This window comes from Pseudomonas sp. J452 (assembly GCF_024666525.1).
In the GTDB taxonomy this organism is placed as follows: Bacteria; Pseudomonadota; Gammaproteobacteria; order Pseudomonadales; family Pseudomonadaceae; genus Aquipseudomonas.
The window spans coordinates 2,093,085-2,109,338 of record NZ_CP088294.1 but is presented as its reverse complement, the minus strand read 5'-3'; the positions used below and the strand labels follow the sequence as shown (position 1 = coordinate 2,109,338).

The 16,254-nt window shown below is 56.9% G+C and carries 12 protein-coding genes and 1 pseudogene; 1 reads left to right on the top strand and 12 read right to left on the bottom strand.

The window, feature by feature from the left end:
- Positions 1–123: 123 nt before the first annotated feature.
- The 7 genes and pseudogenes from LRS11_RS09470 to LRS11_RS09440 form a co-directional block, all read right to left on the bottom strand.
- Positions 124–1,552, bottom strand: a pseudogene (locus LRS11_RS09470) (UvrD-helicase domain-containing protein).
- A complete protein-coding gene (locus LRS11_RS09465; RefSeq protein ID WP_260496566.1) occupies positions 1,542–3,269 on the bottom strand; it encodes an ATP-dependent endonuclease in 1,728 nt (575 codons plus the stop codon). Before LRS11_RS09465 ends, LRS11_RS09470 begins: the two are co-directional and overlap by 11 nt.
- Positions 3,270–3,446: 177 nt before the next feature.
- Complete coding sequence (locus LRS11_RS09460; RefSeq protein ID WP_260496565.1) at positions 3,447–3,746, bottom strand: MbcA/ParS/Xre antitoxin family protein; 300 nt, start codon at positions 3,744–3,746, stop codon at positions 3,447–3,449.
- Positions 3,747–3,811: 65 nt separating this feature from the next.
- Positions 3,812–4,636, bottom strand: a complete 825-nt coding sequence (locus LRS11_RS09455) for an inositol monophosphatase family protein (RefSeq protein WP_260496564.1) — start codon at positions 4,634–4,636, stop codon at positions 3,812–3,814.
- Complete coding sequence (locus LRS11_RS09450) at positions 4,636–4,938, bottom strand: hypothetical protein (RefSeq protein ID WP_260496892.1); 303 nt, start codon at positions 4,936–4,938, stop codon at positions 4,636–4,638. Before LRS11_RS09450 ends, LRS11_RS09455 begins: the two co-directional genes overlap by 1 nt.
- Positions 4,939–5,028: 90 nt before the next feature.
- Positions 5,029–6,429: a DEAD/DEAH box helicase gene (locus LRS11_RS09445; protein WP_260496563.1), complete on the bottom strand. Its 1,401-nt coding sequence runs from the start codon at positions 6,427–6,429 to the stop codon at positions 5,029–5,031.
- The gene (locus tag LRS11_RS09440; protein ID WP_248493693.1) at positions 6,426–7,016 is read right to left on the bottom strand and encodes a hypothetical protein; all 591 of its coding nucleotides are present in this window, start codon (positions 7,014–7,016) and stop codon (positions 6,426–6,428) included. The genes LRS11_RS09445 and LRS11_RS09440 overlap by 4 nt, the downstream gene beginning before the upstream one ends.
- A 100-nt stretch (positions 7,017–7,116) precedes the next feature.
- On the opposite strand from LRS11_RS09440, the gene LRS11_RS09435 reads away from it, so the two are divergent.
- Positions 7,117–7,350 carry a helix-turn-helix domain-containing protein gene (locus tag LRS11_RS09435; protein ID WP_260496562.1) on the top strand — a complete coding sequence of 78 codons (234 nt, stop codon included), beginning with the start codon at positions 7,117–7,119 and terminating at the stop codon, positions 7,348–7,350.
- A 121-nt stretch (positions 7,351–7,471) separates the two neighbouring features.
- On the opposite strand, the gene LRS11_RS09430 is transcribed toward LRS11_RS09435, so the two are convergent.
- Genes LRS11_RS09430 through hrpB form a run of 5 tightly spaced genes read right to left on the bottom strand, consistent with a single transcriptional unit; the run spans position 7,472 to position 15,919 of the window.
- The gene (locus LRS11_RS09430) at positions 7,472–7,900 is read right to left on the bottom strand and encodes a hypothetical protein (RefSeq protein WP_260496561.1); all 429 of its coding nucleotides are present in this window, start codon (positions 7,898–7,900) and stop codon (positions 7,472–7,474) included.
- A gap of 2 nt (positions 7,901–7,902) precedes the next feature.
- Positions 7,903–9,951 (bottom strand): integrase, encoded by a 2,049-nt coding sequence (locus LRS11_RS09425; protein ID WP_260496560.1) that lies wholly within the window; start codon positions 9,949–9,951, stop codon positions 7,903–7,905.
- Complete coding sequence (locus LRS11_RS09420) at positions 9,948–11,864, bottom strand: hypothetical protein (RefSeq protein ID WP_260496559.1); 1,917 nt, start codon at positions 11,862–11,864, stop codon at positions 9,948–9,950. Before LRS11_RS09420 ends, LRS11_RS09425 begins: the two co-directional genes overlap by 4 nt.
- A gap of 10 nt (positions 11,865–11,874) precedes the next feature.
- Entirely contained in the window at positions 11,875–13,347 is a 1,473-nt protein-coding gene (locus LRS11_RS09415) for a site-specific integrase (protein WP_248493701.1), read from the bottom strand.
- Positions 13,348–13,402: 55 nt separating this feature from the next.
- Positions 13,403–15,919: an ATP-dependent helicase HrpB gene (gene hrpB / locus LRS11_RS09410; RefSeq protein WP_260496558.1), complete on the bottom strand. Its 2,517-nt coding sequence runs from the start codon at positions 15,917–15,919 to the stop codon at positions 13,403–13,405.
- Between the last annotated feature and the right edge of the window lie 335 nt (positions 15,920–16,254).

Below are 16,254 nucleotides of genomic sequence, written 5' to 3'. Positions count from 1 at the left end.
CGAATAGCTGTCGAAGGGCGCGAATGGCTGTCGGTTTTGAAGAACCGTGTTGTGTCGGTTTTGCGTGCGAATCAGTGTCGGTTAGGCATGCGAATTGATGTCGGAACCCATGCGAATACTCACTCAACCGTTTCGCACCGGCGTGAGTATGGGCGTAGGAGAGCACACAACTACTTGTCTTGCGCCCCGCGTCAGAGCGACATATAGGTTTTGAGCTGTCATCAACTCAGGATGCAGAATGACCGATACGTCTGCCTCCAGGCCCTTGAGCAATAACGTGCTGCCGACCGATCGACGCGCAATCGGTCGACCGAGATGTCGATTGCGCTCGCGAGCCTGAATGGCTGCAGTCAGAAAGTCGGGGGCCCCTCCTGCCACTGCTTGCATGGCAGAGCGACAGCAGTGCAAGACTTCTGGTCGGAACACACGTGAGCCCGGCTGGTCAGCGAGGACATTAAGCACACGATGCGCTCGCTCTAGCGTTGGCTCCTCGACAAATGCAACGGCCTCAGTCTCAGCGGGGGTCGGGGGGCGTCCGCGCCCTTCCTCCACGCAGAGACTCGATACGCGTCCGTAGGTTTGCGGCCCCCACCCCGGTCATCACGCTTGAAGCAAATTCAGCGAGTTGCGCCAGAGGATTGATGCCCCGCAGATCGAACTGCCTTGCAAAGTTGACTAAATCTCTTAGGTCAACGGCTTCGACAGCCATGGCTCCTGGGGTCTGGCTCGTTAGCTGATGGCGGCCTTGCACGTTCATGGCGTCCCCGATGATGAGGACGGTGCCTTGAGCGTTGGGGGCCACAGTTCTCGCAGCCACAAGGCGCTGCTGGGCTTCGGTTCCAGCGTTCAACTGAACCAAACGCACTTCTGCCGGAGCCGTTCGCATATCCACAGGCTGGCCAGCCTGAAGTTGTTGCCGGATAGCGAGCAACCACTGCCCAAGGTTTTCAGCCCCAGCCAGCCGCCAGCGCCATGGCGTCCTCAGTTCACCCGCCGCGGGAAATTGGGGCTGAACTTCATTCGCCCAATGTACCAATCGATTACCACGGAAACCGAAGATGGCTTGCATTGGGTCGCCGAGCACGCAGGTTGGAAGTACCTGGGCCAAAGCTGACACGATGGCATGCTGGACGACATTACAGTCTTGGTACTCGTCGACAAGCAACCGCGCGTAACTGGCACGGAGAGGCTGGGCGAGGTGTCCAGCGTGCAGTAACTGCCTGGCGGCTTCTCGAATTGCAGGGTAGTCCACGTTGGGCTGGTGGAGCTCCAAGATTTGCGGGTTGTGGCCGCTTCGCGCCGGGAACTTGGCGATGAGGCGCATTGAGAATCCGTCGATGGTGGAGACCCGATACGCGGAACTAGGGACGCCTGCCCGTCTCAGGCGCGCGCGCAAAGCCGCAACGCCTGCGTTCGTGTGCGTTAGGACGAGGATGGGCTTGCTCTGCGTATGCGCGATGAGCGTGTCAGCAATCAGCTGCGTCTTCCCACAACCTGCGGGGGCTGTTATTGAGCCACGCTCGATGGCGAAGATGTCGATTTCAAGGGGCACTTGTAAACGTCCAGAGCTGGTTCGTGACTGCCATGAAACCTGCATCGGCGTTCTGCAGAGACGGGCCAACGATGTCCCTCGCGACCTCCTGGTAGGTTGTCAACGACTTGAACCACCCGCTGTTGCGAATACGGGATGCTATGCCCAGTAGCTCTCGTTTCGCGGGTGAGTAGCCATCCACGAGTCGTTCAGCCTGGATATCGTTCAGCGTCACGTGCCCTTGGGATCTAGTCTGAATATGCTCGTTCATCAGTTCGGCACCCACTATCGCTTCGGCTTTTGCCAGAAGCGCATCAAGTGCTTGGTCACTGAGATGGCGGAAGATCTCATCCTCCAAAGTAAGGCCCTGACGCCAAGTAAGAATTTGCCCACCTGCGGCCAAGAATGCTTCCGCGAGTCCCGCGGTCGACGGCTTGTCGGCGTCCACAAAAACCAGCACGCGATAGCCTAGGTTCCGAAGTGCGGCTCCGCGGATAAGGCTGTTATCGGGAGTTCCCCCGCCAGCGTTCACGTAAGCACCTCCATGTGCCAGAAACGATGTGGCCCCAAGGCTGACCCACCATTGGTCGAGGCCACGCGCGAAACCTACCTCACTCGCTCCCTCGCAGACGATGATGGATTTGGCGAGAAACGCCTCCGGGTCGGTCCGCAGGGTACTCTGTACTTCGTTAGCTTGCCCTGCCGTCATAACGCTGTGGCGTTCAGGCCCTGTTCGAACAACGAACAGCTGGCTACCGGACAGCTCGCGAAGCGCGACCGGCGAATGCGTCGTCATGAAGACCTGCAGCGGAGCTGCTGCGTCCTTCGCACCGAGAGAATCTAGGAACCGCATTAGCCGATGAGGTTCGAGTCCATATTCCACCTCATCGACTAGAGCAATGGGAGCAGCACTGGCTGCAGCCCTCTGAAGCCCAGCCACTAGCAGGCGTGACGAACCTGTTCCAAGAGAACGGAGCGGAATGCCCGTCTCGCTGTGCAACGCGATGGCCCCCTCGCCAATCGACACAGAGTGCGCGTCAAGGAGCGCCTGCGGCATCGCCCCGACCGAAACGCCGAGATTTTGAGCTGTCTGCTGCACCACCCCAAGTGTCTGGGTTAGATGTGCGGCCGCTTGATTGCCAAAGTTCGCTCTTGCCTGCCTGGCGGCGCGCGCAAGTTCGGCACCAAGCTCCGCTCGCTCATCAGTAAGTCGATTGAGCACCGAACCACGACTCCATGACAGGTTCGAACTCGCGAAGCTACCTATGCGGGCGGGAGCTAGTGCCGATCGCTCCTTCCAGGGAAGACTACGTTCGAGTTGCTGCAGCTCCGCGCGCTCAGAGAAAAGCGTCCAGGAAGGCTCCAAATCGGCACCCACCTGCAAAAGCAATGTGATTACTGTCTCGAGACCTACACGCGGTTCATCTTCGACCTCCCCCGTTTCGAGATTGAATCCACGCAAGAAGTCGCCATAGAAGTCGATATCCATCAGCGATGCTGGCAGATCACCAAGCGTCACACTGATAGTGATGGGCACTTCGACGTTCAGAGCAAAGAAGTCCATATCGCCGAATGAGCTGCTTCGGCGAGCTCCAAGACAGAGGTCTATCGCGTCGAGGATGGTGGATTTGCCACTGTCGCCTGGGCCTATAAGGCAGTTAATACCGGGAGATGGCACCCAATCCAGCGCTTGGATAGACCGGAAATTGCTGATTTTCAGTCGACGAATGCGTGCCACGGAGACTCCTCAAAAGTTAACGGCGGTCAGTGTTCGAGGGACGGAGCCAAGAGTCGCTAGTATGCCGGCATTAACCAAGGTGCAGGGCCGTCAATAAAGTAGTGACTTTTATGAGCGCTACTGTCATGCACCCTGCCTCCCAGCTGTTTTTCAGTCACCCCAGCTCAGAGCTGCCAGTTACGCTAAACCGCCCCATTCAATCGCATGCAATACCCTGAGCACCTGGCGAGCGCCAATCTCGGTCTCGCAAAGGAGTATCGGCGTTTTCCCACCCAAGGCATCGGTAACTGTGGTCATCCATGAGATGGCAACGGCTTTGTCTTCGAAAATTTCTTCGGCTAAGACTGCTACTTGGGAAAGACGGTCTTGCATCGCCGCGCCGATGGGATTCATCGAGTCGACAGATATCGGGTTTTCCGGCTTTTTGATCAGTCCTTTGAGTGCTGTGACGCTTTGATCTTCGGCCGGCTTATCCACAGATGCTATCTCCTTGGGCAGAAGGAAAAATTCACCACGAATGACACAACCCTCGCATACACGACCTACGGCACATCACCACTGTCTTTCAGCGAACGCCATGGCCGGCCAAGCAATTCTGAGCACGCTGCTTGCGCGCCACCGAAGCAGAAACTCAAACTTCGAGTGAATGCTTGTGGTGTTGCGTATCGCACCGGCTCACCTTTCTCATTCCAGATATCGCCATTGACCGCCCGCAACAAAGCATGGCCCGCAACCAGGTCATGGGGTGAAACGCTATACAGCGATACGGCAGCAACACCATCGCCTGCGGCAACACGCGCCAGACGGTAAGCAATGCTTGGCATCGGGTGGAAAATAGCCGGGAGGCAAAGCAAAGCATTCGGCTTGGCTTTTTGGGTAGCCCCATAGCTAACCATTACCGCTGTCCCCGGTGCCAAGATCGCGGATTGCAGGTCATTCCTCACAGGACGACTGTTACGCAGTAAGGCCGGAACACCCTCAGCCCATGCTATGCAGTCAGGGCCCCTAGGCGTGACGGGGGCGTACACCACGCCCAGCACTGGCGTTGCGTTATGGAGCAGTCCGATAGAAATGGCAGAGCCAGGCCGCCGGTTGAGGAAGTCGCCTGTTCCATCATGGGGGTCAACAACCCAACTAAATGGGTGGCCTGAAAGCTCGCAGCCCGTTTCTTCTCCGACAAAATCGCAATTAAGGATGTGCTTCAGTCGCTGTCGCAGAAGTACCTCGATTTCAACATCGACGTCTGCCTTAAAGCCACTGCCCCTTGGGCCGTCTGGTCTATTAAGCTCTGACTCAATAAGTCGGCCTGCTTCGTAAGCAAGCTGCATGACGGGTTCAAGAAGATCGCTCAGCCGCAGTCCTGTCATCAGCTCTTTTCCCAGTAGTTACCCTTGCTGACCAAGCCAAAATTCTCAGAGGAAAATGGCTGCTCATCATCGAACATGCCATTGACCATACGCTCCCGACGCAATCCACTCAGCACCCTGAAAAAGCAGGGCTCGCAGAGATGCACCCGATAGTGCTCCCCGTCATGCTGTGATCCATATCCCCATTGGGCTTCAAGCTTGCCGTATTGAAGGCCATAGCCAGGAATACGCGCTCCAGAGCGGCACACGTCGCAGATCACATCCTCAACGACATCAACCAATGCCTGCGACTTAGTCTCCATACGCACCTCACGATTACGTTCCACGCGGAACCGGCCGGTTATGGATTCATGCATACCGGCATCATTCGAGCAGCCTCGACTGGCTGAGCATCAAAAACAAGCCAGTAGCTGCTGCCGGTAATGCTGGGAAAAGCTGACCTGGTAAGCGGGCTCAGTTGCAAAGCCACCCAGCGAAATGATGTTCGTAGCCTGCGACCCAATACCAGGTTCTGCGCCACCTGACCCAGCACCGTCGATACCCTCGACATGGCCCGAAGCACCCATCGGCTCAGACCTTGAGCCTGGATTAAATCCAGGTATCTGCACATCTCTCAAAACCGCTAGGTCATCCGGCAAATCATCTGCAATTCGCTCCGCAAAGCCCTGAAGCGTCGGTTCTGCCAGCATGAATAGCCATGCCTGGTCATCCGATTCACCTGTGCGTCGCAGTACCCGTCCCAGAACTTGCCGGTAATGCAGTTCGGTGCGGATACGGCTGAGATAGCAGCACACTTGCAGGCGTGGAATGTCGGTGCCTTCACTGATCATTCCTACGGCGACAATCCAGCGGCAGGTGTTGCTGCGGAATGCATTGATCACCTGCTGCGCATCCGGGGTTTTGTTGGTCACGATACGGCACTTTTCACCCATTGCTTCCAGAGCCTGGGCTATTTGCTGAGCGTGTTCGATGTCGGTAGCCACCACCAAGCCGGCGGCATCAGTCTTGATCTGGCGTAGCTCGTTGAGCTTGCTGTAGCCAAGGTCGAGGATTGGATTGATCACCTCGTCATGGCGCAGCAGTTCCTCATAGGTGACAGGTGACTCCCCCAAAAGCTTGGCGATGCTGGGAAACAGCCTGACGGAGCTATCCGCGCCAAGTTCTTCAGTGAGTTTCACCTTCTGATTATCGAGCAACACAATGCGAGGGGATCGGCACACGCCGTCGGTAATGGCGTCTTTCAAGCCATAGCGGTAATCGCAGATCAGATACCCATCGGGTGTGGAGTATCGGGCCAGAGCAATTGCCCTGTCGTCTGAACGCCATGGGGTTCCGGAAAGCGCCAATGTGAAGTTAGCGCGGTCCTGTATGCGATGCAGTATCTGCTGCCCCCAGGCGTTGCTTAGCAGTGGATCATGGCCAGAGCAGTGGTGGATCTCATCAAAGACTACGAGCACGCGATAGTCATCAAGAAGCTGCCAGAATCCATCATCTCGATATTCCATGGCCTGATAGGTGAACGCCGCACCCACTGCGCCGATCTGACCGTCCAAACGCCTGCCAAGTACTGTAGAAAAGGTGGAGCGGAAACCTTCGACAACCTGGCAGGATGGAGCAAAACACATCACTAGATCGATTCTGTCCTGCTCAAGCAGTCTGCTGGCCAACTCTGCGGCCATGCGCGTCTTACCTGCGCCCGGCGTTGCCTGGCAGAAGAAGTGAGGCGTGAGAGTAAAGTGTTCCAACGCCATCTCAATGCAACTGAGTTGCCAAGCTCGCAGCGAGCTGATCATCGTGCTACCGCAAGCGTCTTGAGCGTTTTCTCAATGGCGCGGAGATGACCAAGCAAGCGTGAGCTGCGATCTCTGGCTTCGAAATACTCGCCCTCGACCCTCTCCCTGAGATGCGGCATATCATCCAAAAGCAGCTTGTATCGCTCCGCCTCACCCATCGAGGACAGGAAATCCAACCGGATCTCTTTGTGGAGTGATTCCAGGTGCTGATGTGCATCGGCTGAAGGCTTGAGTGGCTCAGCCGCCCCCTCAACCACTGAAGGCCCCTGTTTGGGCTCACATGCAGTCTTGAGGCTGTTCTCAAACCCGTTGTCGATCAGCTCCAACTGTAGATGCGCAGGAATCGACTGCACGTGGTAGACCTGCCCCCGCGACCGGCGCTCTTCGTCGAGTACGACCCAACCCATGCGAAGAGCTCTGCGGATCTGTTCATACACGTAGCGCCGCACATCGCCGAGGCGGAAAGTCATGCCATCCAAACGCATAGCGTAAGCATCCCGCAGTTCACGAGTTGTGAATCGTGTGCGCCCTTCCTCATGAAGCAGCTCATATAGACGCCTGTCGAAGATAAACGAGGCCGATTTCATTGAGGCACCAGAGAGGTTAGCGCAAAATGCGGATTATAATCCGTGGCTCGTGAGTCCGCAAACGCACGATATTGCCGCCTCAAGCTGAATTGAGACGGTCATGGATAAGTTGGCGAAAGCGTTAGGGAAGCGCATCCGAACGCAGAGGAAGGCCTGCCAGATTTCTCAGGATGCACTGGCGCTGGCCTGCAATATCGACCGCAGCTATGTGGGGCGGATCGAGCGTGGCGAAGTAAATATTACCGTCGATAAGCTGTATCGCATCGCAGGCGTGCTTGCATGTGACCCATCCGGCCTACTGCCTCAGGTGTCAGAGCTGCAGCATCCCACCTGATCTACCCTGGCGCTCAAGAAGGCTTGAGATTGCCAATGCTGTTAGCCCTAGTGTCATTATCCAGACTTCTAGCTAAAGCTTTGCCCGACGCTTGTGGTGCAGTCGGGGAGGCGCAAATCTATCAATGATGCAGCCGAACTTGGCGCGACTTGTTCTGACGCTCCGCTAGCTCCAGCTCTCTCACACGCTCCCAGAGCTGGAGGTTCTGTGTAAGCACTCGATCACGCTGCGAACTGACCATCGCCAGCTCTTTTTCTAAAAGCACAACTTTATCTTCCAAACGTTTAATGCTTTTACCATTTGACGGGCCGGAACCCTTGTCAGCCTCAGCACGACAAGCCTCAATCTTTGCGAGTATGGATAAATGTACTTTACGAGACTTTTTCAGGTAACCACGGTCAAATCCAGCCTCAAGACTGACAATGCTCGCGGTGAGCTTGGATAGGTCTAGCCCTACATGCCCAGGCACAAAAGGCTTCCCATCCAGAAGGCGCTGCAAAGCTTCCTCACAGGCGCCAACCCCCTTACTTATTCCTTCACCAGACTTCATGACTAAAGCTCCACCGTGTCGACCAGGCGAGCCTTGAAAACCATTAAGCGTTCAATATCGCCCTTCACAATTTGATATTCGCCCGAGCCCTCTACGTATTGTGATAACTCATTAGTCGCGTCCTCAATCGCGGCATTTAGCTTTACGGGCTTAATGATCGCGCCCTCGCAGGACAAACATTCGGTGTAGTCACCCAGCAGAAAGGAATCGCAGCGGCCAACCTTGGTACAGCCACCCAGTAGCGTCGGGCGGTAGCTAATTGCACCACTTTTAACCCGCTTCTCGGTCTCAGAACGCACATCTTCAATCTGAATCTCACCCGCCTTGACCCGCTCTTTTTGTTTCTCCATATACGATCCAGTGCCGCCGAACAGCGGTTCCTCATTGAGCATAAGATCGGCAATTAACTGGTTTGCCACTGACATGGGCAGGGCCATCTGGTACTCGAAGGCGAAGTGGTTGTTTGGCAGTGCGAAGTCTTTTTTCTTCTCGTCGTAGTAGCCAAAAATGGTGCGAAGATTCTCGTAGTTATTCGAATAATAGCGGGACATTTCAATCGTCATGTGCTTGAACTGCGTGCGCAGCGTCGGCAATGAGAAAAAACCACTGCTGCTGCCATAGAACGCCAACGAGCGCCGGAACTGATGACTCGTCAGCGGCCATGGCTGGCCGACTGCAAAAGCGGGCTCATTGTCAAAGTCGCGAGAAGGGTCGCTTTGAGCCAGCTCTTGCAAGTCCTCTGACCGAATCGACAGCGCTCGCAAAGCACTCCCGTTCAAACGCTTATTAGCAAAATCCGTTACGTCAACCTCGGCACTTCTCCTCTTAAAACTCACGATGGCCGGACTAGGAAAGAGCGGACAGCGATCATCCGGCGCGATCTTGTAGAGGTTGGCGAGGCCACGACAAATCGCCTGCGCAACCTCGACCGCCTTGACAACTTCCCCCGGCGCAAACCATGTGCCCTCTTTCTTGTATCCGGCGAACTTCGTGGTAGTCGAGAGGACTTTTACCGTCTGTGGTTTATCACGCTCAACACCCTGATCATCGACAACTACCTGCCTGACAACTTGATCGGACAAACAGTTGTACGACATTCGCATCACCTCTTGATCGCGCATACCGGTATAGAGATGGATGACTGTTTTTGCCACATACTGCATATGGAGCAAGATCCTAAGCAGCTTTTTCTTGTTAGGACAGGAAAACTCACCGGCAAATACCGAAGTCAGGCGGTGATCCTTGATCGCCCGGGGCATCTCGGGCCGAAAATGCGCCTTTCCACCAACCCCACGAGATTTCTGATTTGTATGTGAAAAGCCATAATACTCATCGGCAAAACACGCTATGAAGGACTCGATACGCCCAACACCTTGGTATAACTGATCGAGCAAATCGCCAGTGACATTGATGAGACTCAAATAGATTCGAGTTGGAATGACTGGATGCTGGTTATGGCTTTTCCGCTTCAGATCAAAATTATTTGGATTTACCACGGCATACCCTAGCCGTTCTTCGCCCACCCTGACCAAGCCTTGCAATACTCCTGAAAGAGTCTTCTTATCAAAAGCCTTTCCATGAACAAAAGCCGCCAGATAAACCGGCACGGTAAATAGTTGTTGCAAGGACAGCGTGCCAACCATGGGCTTTTGCTTCTGCTCATGACAGAACTGCATAGCGATGCGCAGCACATACCAATACTGGCCGAGCGTATATGCACTCAGCGTACCGAGTCGCCCACCACCGGCGAAGTAGACTAGACAGTACAGCATATATTTGACTTCTTCGATCAGTGCCTGCTGCTCTTGCCCATCTTCGTCGAACACCTTATCAAAGTATATTCGGAGAATTTTTTTTGCACTGAGTCTGTAAGGGTTAAAGTCCCACGTAGATTCACCATAAACCGCCGCGGCATAACCATGCTCATTGCGGCAGAGAACAAAATCAGGGGTGGGCTTGCCAAAGAGTTGCAAGGCATTATCTGGCTCACTGGCAGCCGAAAACTGACCGCTGGAAAATAGACTGCCTATCGACTGGACAACCGAACTCAAAATACCACCCCAATTTTTTCATAACGACTCAAGCGGGTCTCCCAAAACGCAGTTAGCTCACCGTACTCAAACACCCTAGCCCTGACCGTTTCGACCAACTTTTTCACCTCATCAGAACGCTCGCCAAGCGCATCAAGGATGAAATCAATTCGGATAGATAACTCTTTGTACAAAACTTCAGCATGTGCAGCATCGGGAGCTACTTTACGCACAGCATTAATCACATACTGCAAACTCAGAAGTTTGTGCAAATCCTCTTTATCGCTGTGGCAGACATAGTGCTCGCAGTACAAGCAGCCGTATTGGGTACGGCAGTTCGGCTCGATTGCAACGGCTCCCAAATCGCGTAAAGGCGTCGGCCGGCTGAACCCGTCACAATGCCCCGCGGCTGTTGCGATTACGCCTCCAGCGGCAGCTTGGCTGCGCTCGCGCACGACACGGGCGGCATGCCGCATGGCCTGCCAGAACTGGCCGAACTCGGCTTCCTGCTGCTCAGGCGTCGCCTCCGCATAGGTCGAAAGATTCACCGCCTGAGTGTGATTCAAGGATGCCGCTACCGTGGACGGCGACATGCGAGCCGAGTGCATTCCATTGCTCTTGTGCTTGCGCATTTTGCGTGGCGTAAGTCTCGGCACCTCTGGGTCGAGAAAGGTGCCGCTGATAACGTCATGGAGTTTACGGATGACACCCGACACATTTAGTTCGCCAAAGACGTTTCTCCTATTTCTCGACAGACTAAGCTCAGGCATCGAAAAGAACAAACGCTCATGTGCAACGCCATTTAGAATCCACTCGCGGAGTTTGAGGTATTGCCTCAATAGCGGCAAACCAGTGTCCCGCCCAATGTTATAAAGTGTCGACTTCCCACCAGCCCGAAACTTTACAGCCGACAACTCTTTCTTGATTGGTGACGCCTCAACTTCGAGACTGTCTGCATAACTAAACTGCGCAAACTCGGTCGGCGTGGCCGCTGTAATCATCAGGAAAAGACACGCATAGGCTTTCGCGGCAAGGCCCGCCACATAAAAGCGGTGCCAGTGACGCTCATCTTCGTTAGCCGCCTGCAAACTAGCCCGTGCGCTTTCTATATTACGCGCCACCTCAGATTTGTTGCGCCATTTCCGACCCAATCTGTCACAGGTCGCGCAGTATTCTTCGACCGTCGCAATGCGTCGCTCAGCCGCATTATATGGAGGCGGAGACTCCTTGAATGGGCCAACCACACCGGAATTGGATGGGAACACAACAACCTCATACTCCCTGATCTTCACGACCCATGGATATGGCTTGTTGCTCAGAACAAAATCGCTGCATTGCTGGGCGACGGCCAAACAAACGTCCCGGTACAAATCAACATGGGCAGAACTAGCTGCCGCAGACCCTCTTTCTCGAGTGATCCTAACTGCACCGGCGAGGATATGGTGGCCGATCTCTGGATAAAGCAGCTCAATAACCTTGGCTGCCATATCTTGATAAGCGGCAGTCGTGATGGGCTTCAACTTCCGATGGGCTATTTGATGATTCAGATGCGCGGTATAGTCTCGATATGCTCGCTGGGCATCAGCTTCACCGACAAATACTTCCCTGTAGCCATTTAGGTTTAGCCAGTCTATGAAGTATTCGATCTGTTTGATTTGAGTGTTTACAGACGCATGACGTAGTCCGACAAAGGATGCCAGAACCCTTAAAATTAATTCGCGGCGACTTTCGACAAACGATTCCACCACCACAGGAGTACCGCGATCATCATTGACGCTTTCATTCTTACCCCGATTGAAATACGCCCAACTGCCAATGTCTATCGGCTTATTTATCACCGTCGCAGACAGTTGCAGGCGCAAACGCTCTGGCTCGGAAAACTCCTGGGTGACATCACTCAGAGGAATAATTTGCGTATTGGCACGGTGCTCCAAATGCCGTCGACTATTCATCTTGCACCTCAAACTTCAGTACTTCGTAACCACCGTTGAACAGCCTTCTCTCCCACATCTCTTGGGCGATGACCTTTTCGTGTGTCATCTTAAATAGCTTTAGATAGTTTTCAGTCGTTTCCCTGGACTCGTGGTGCATGCGATTCTGAATAAAGCCAACATCTTCACCCGGCTTCAATATTCCTTCTTGAACCAATGGCTGCAAGCGTTGGTAGAGCTGATAGGCAAAGGTCGCTCGCAGCCAGTGATATGAAAAGTCTTTCGGGAAGGGGCGGGAGGCTTTTTTAATCAACTTGTGTTTTATCGTTTCCGTGACCTGGCCTGTCTGCGTCGACTTTACAATCGCATAGCGCGGGTCATTTGCGGCCATGTAATAACAGTTGCCCTGATCGGAGAGAAACAAGTACATATCCTCCTCGCTCATAGATAAGCCGGGATGATTGGCCTCTAACTGAGCACGAAACTTTTCCCGCCGTTTCTTCATCATTGGGCTGTTGGCGAGCGTGATCAGCTCCTCCGCAAGCTGCTTAGGAAAATATAGTGTTTGCGCTTTGTTATTCTTAGTATCAACGCCAGTGCCCGGACCAGCATGCAATTTATAGGCGCCTTCCGGCGCTAGTTTGTCCTTTATAAACCCTTTCAAGTGCTTCAAGCGGATGGTCAAGACGCTTTGCTTACGCGCACCAGTCATCAGCGAAGTGAGTAGAATTAGCCGCTCAATCGTTGACCATTTTTCTTCGTTGCAAATGGTGTCCCAAAGCGCGCCTAACTCAAGATTGGAAAGCGGTCGAAGATCCTCGCCATCTTCACGCACGAATCCCAACGGCACGGAGCTTGTAGGCGGCGTGCGCCGCGTTTGGCTGCGCTTTTCAGCATCGATGACTTTCGCGCCTTTTGGGCTCTGCACGATAAACCGCACTTGCTTGATCGTATCGACACGCTTTATGTCGAGGTTATGCCAATGCCCGGAAACGTACTTATAAAAGTGAAAGACAGCAGCGGTATATTGATTGATGACCTGATTACTGCGACTACCTTCGTTAATCAGGTGATAGAAGTATTTGTAGGTCGGACGAAGCGGAGGACGGGCACCGGAAAAGTCGAGCCAATCCAGATTGTTATCCTCACAGAACAAGAGGTAATCAAGCAGTTTGCTGGCACGGCGCCGAACGTCATCAGTGCGTCGACTTGCCGGGGCCCTATCACGCATGAGGCTCAGCAAGTAGTCGTTCGCTTCGTGCCAAGGGTCGCCATTGGCACTAAACAAAAATGGAAAATTGAACAGGTCACGGTCATTCCCTGAACCGACTTCATCGCATCTATAAAGCAGGTTGGATTCAGCCCCCTCAAGCGCTGACTCAATAGAGCCGCGAGGCGCTTCACTGACGTGCAGGATGGCGAAGGGATCCCGCAAATTCGGGATGAGAATCAGACGACCTTCGTGACGCGGATTGGTGTAGGACATTCGCCCCCCCTGATGAATCAGTCAATCCTATATGTTATGCGCCAGCTTTCAATCGCTACTTGTCAATATTGATTTTGTTAAGTGATTCAACCCAAGGATCCAACTTATGGAATAGCTTGGGATAACGGCCCTTGAGATCCTTCTTCACTTCCAGGTAGGTATTGGCCCAGAAGCTGGCCAGGTCCTGGGTCACCTGCACCGGGCGCCGCGCCGGCGACAGCAGGTGCAGCTTGAGCCCCAGGCGGCCAGCGGCGATACGCGGCGTGGCGGCCAGGCCGAACAGTTCCTGCAGGCGCACCGCCAGCACCGGCGGTTCTTCGCTGTAGTCGATGCCGATACGTGAGCCGGACGGCACCGCCAGGCTGCGCGGCGCCAGCTCGTCGAGCTGCTGCGGCAGCGGCCAGGGCAGCAGGCCGGCGAGGATGCCGGGCAGCTCCAGGTTGGCGAAGTGACTGAGCCGGCTGACCTTGCCCAGATAGGGCTGCAGCCAGTCTTCCAGGCTGGCCAGCAAGGCCGCATCGCTGAGGTCGGGCCAGGCGCTGCTGCCCTTGTCCTGCAGATCCAACCGGCGCAGCAGCGCCACCCGCGCCTGCCACTGGCGCAACTCGGGTGTCCAGGGCAGCAACTCCAGGCCCTTGCGCCGCACCAGGCCGAGCAGAGCGCGTGCCCGTGCGCTGTCATCCAGGCCACTCAAGGCCTCACTGCTAAGCACCAGCGCGCCGACCTTGCGCTGGCGCTCGGCGCGCAACACGCCTTCGCGCTCGTCCCACTCCAGTTCCTCGACCTGGCTGACCTGCTCGGCCAGCACGCCGTCGAACAGCGTGGGGTCGAGATCGGCGGCCAGATAGATACGCTCCTCGCGCTGGCCCTGGCGACTGCCGAGGTCGGCGATCACCAGCCACTCGTGTTTCATCAAGGCATCCGGCTCGCCGAACTGCGCCGCACGGCCATTGGCCAGGCGGTAGTCGCCGCCACCCGCACGGCGCTGGCGGGCGACCCGGTCCGGATAGGCAAACGCCAGCAGGCAGCCGAGCCAGCGCGGATGCCCGGCATCGGCCACCGCCTCGCGGGCCGGACCACGCAAATAACCACGCAGCTGCCGGGCCAGCTGGCGCGCACGTTGCACCCCACCCTTGGCACCGCGCTGAGCCTTGTCCTCACCGCTGAGCAGGGCGATCCGGCTGTGCAGATCGGCCCCGGCGCCACGCAGGATGTCGCGCTCGCCGAGCAGCGCGGCCAGGTCGCACGCCAGGTTACCCAGGCCCAAGGCCTGGCCGCGCAACAGCAGATGGGCGATGCGCGGGTGCGCCGGCAGCTCGGCCATGGCCTGACCGTGGGCCGTCAGCGCCCCGCGTGCGTCCAGCGCGCCGAGGCGCTGCAGCAGCTCGCGGGCCTGGGCGAACGGCGCGGCCGGCGGTGCATCGAGAAAAGCCAGCTCGCCGGGTTCGACACCCCAGCGCGCCAACTGCAAAGCCAGGCCGGCCAGGTCGGCCGCGAGGATTTCCGCCGTGCCGTAAGCGGCCAGCTGCTCGTGCTGGGCCTGCGACCACAGGCGGTAGCACACCCCCGGTTCGAGACGGCCGGCCCGGCCGGCGCGCTGGGTGGCACTGGCGCGAGAAATACGCTGGGTGTCCAGGCGGGTCATGCCGCTGGCCGGATCGAAGCGTGGCACCCGCGCCAGGCCGGCATCCACCACCACGCGCACGCCGTCGATGGTCAGGCTGGTCTCGGCGATATTGGTCGCCAGCACCACCTTGCGCTTGCCGGCCGGCGCCGCTTCGATGGCCGCACGCTGGGCGCTCAGGTCCAGCTCGCCATGCAGCGGGCAGAGCAGGATCTCGTCCCGCCCGCTCAGCGCCTCGGCCAGTTGCTCGTGCACCCGGCGGATCTCGGCCTGGCCGGGGAGGAACAGCAACAGGCTGCCCGGCTCGTCGGCCAGGGCCTGCAGCACAGTCTGGGTGACGCGCTGCTCGATCCACTCGCCGGGCTGGAACGGGCTGCCCCAGCGGATATCCACCGGATGCATGCGCCCCTCGCTGGACACCACCGGCGCATCGTCGAGCAGGCGCGACAGGCGCTCGCCTTCCAGGGTCGCCGACATCAGCAGGACCTTCAGCGGCGGATCGTCGCGCAACAGCTCGCGGCCGTTGAGCGTCAGGGCCAGGGCCAGGTCGGCATCCAGGCTGCGCTCGTGGAACTCATCGAAGATCACCAGGCCGACACCCTCCAGCGCCGGGTCGTCCTGCAGACGGCGGGCGAGAATGCCCTCGGTGACCACCTCGATGCGCGTGCGCGGGCCGACCTTGCTCTCCAGGCGAATGCGGTAGCCGACCGTTTCACCGACCTGCTCACCCAGCTCGCTGGCCAGGCGCTCGGCAGCCGCACGCGCGGCCAGCCGGCGCGGTTCGAGCATGAGGATACGCTGTCCACCCAGCCAGGCTTCGTCGAGCAGGGCCAGCGGCACGCGGGTGGTCTTGCCGGCGCCGGGCGGCGCTTCCAGCACGGCCTCATGGCGCTCGGCCAGGGCAGTGCGCAGGGCAGGCAAAACGGCGTCTATGGGTAAGGGGGTCATGGCGGCTCCGCGAACAAGGCGGCGATTATAGGCTGGCAGGCGGCCGAACCGGGCAGCTCGCGCACGGTCTGAAGTTCAGCCATCCACCTGCATTAGGGTCTGTTGCCGTTTCGTTCGCGAGCCGCGTTGCTGCGCAAAATCGCGCCAGGCTAGGCGTGGGACGCAGGCAATGGTCGTTCCCTTGGCAAGTCCCGCAACAACGCATGGCGCGATTTTGCGCGCAACCCGCAGGGACGGGCCCGTTTTTGCGCGGGACGTCGTTACTCGACGGCTCATTTGGACGACCAAACCTCGCGTCTCGCGCCTAGCCCCGCGCAAAAACGGGCTCCGTCGCG

Coding starts and splice junctions, on each gene's coding strand:
- LRS11_RS09440 (WP_248493693.1), bottom strand. CDS start 7,016: ATGAAATCGGCCTCGTTTATCTTCGACAGGCGTCTATATGAGCTGCTT.
- LRS11_RS09430 (WP_260496561.1), bottom strand. CDS start 7,900: ATGAAGTCTGGTGAAGGAATAAGTAAGGGGGTTGGCGCCTGTGAGGAA.
- LRS11_RS09455 (WP_260496564.1), bottom strand. CDS start 4,636: ATGACAGGACTGCGGCTGAGCGATCTTCTTGAACCCGTCATGCAGCTT.
- LRS11_RS09415 (WP_248493701.1), bottom strand. CDS start 13,347: ATGTCCTACACCAATCCGCGTCACGAAGGTCGTCTGATTCTCATCCCG.
- hrpB (WP_260496558.1), bottom strand. CDS start 15,919: ATGACCCCCTTACCCATAGACGCCGTTTTGCCTGCCCTGCGCACTGCC.
- LRS11_RS09445 (WP_260496563.1), bottom strand. CDS start 6,429: ATGATCAGCTCGCTGCGAGCTTGGCAACTCAGTTGCATTGAGATGGCG.
- LRS11_RS09435 (WP_260496562.1), top strand. CDS start 7,117: ATGGATAAGTTGGCGAAAGCGTTAGGGAAGCGCATCCGAACGCAGAGG.
- LRS11_RS09450 (WP_260496892.1), bottom strand. CDS start 4,938: ATGGAGACTAAGTCGCAGGCATTGGTTGATGTCGTTGAGGATGTGATC.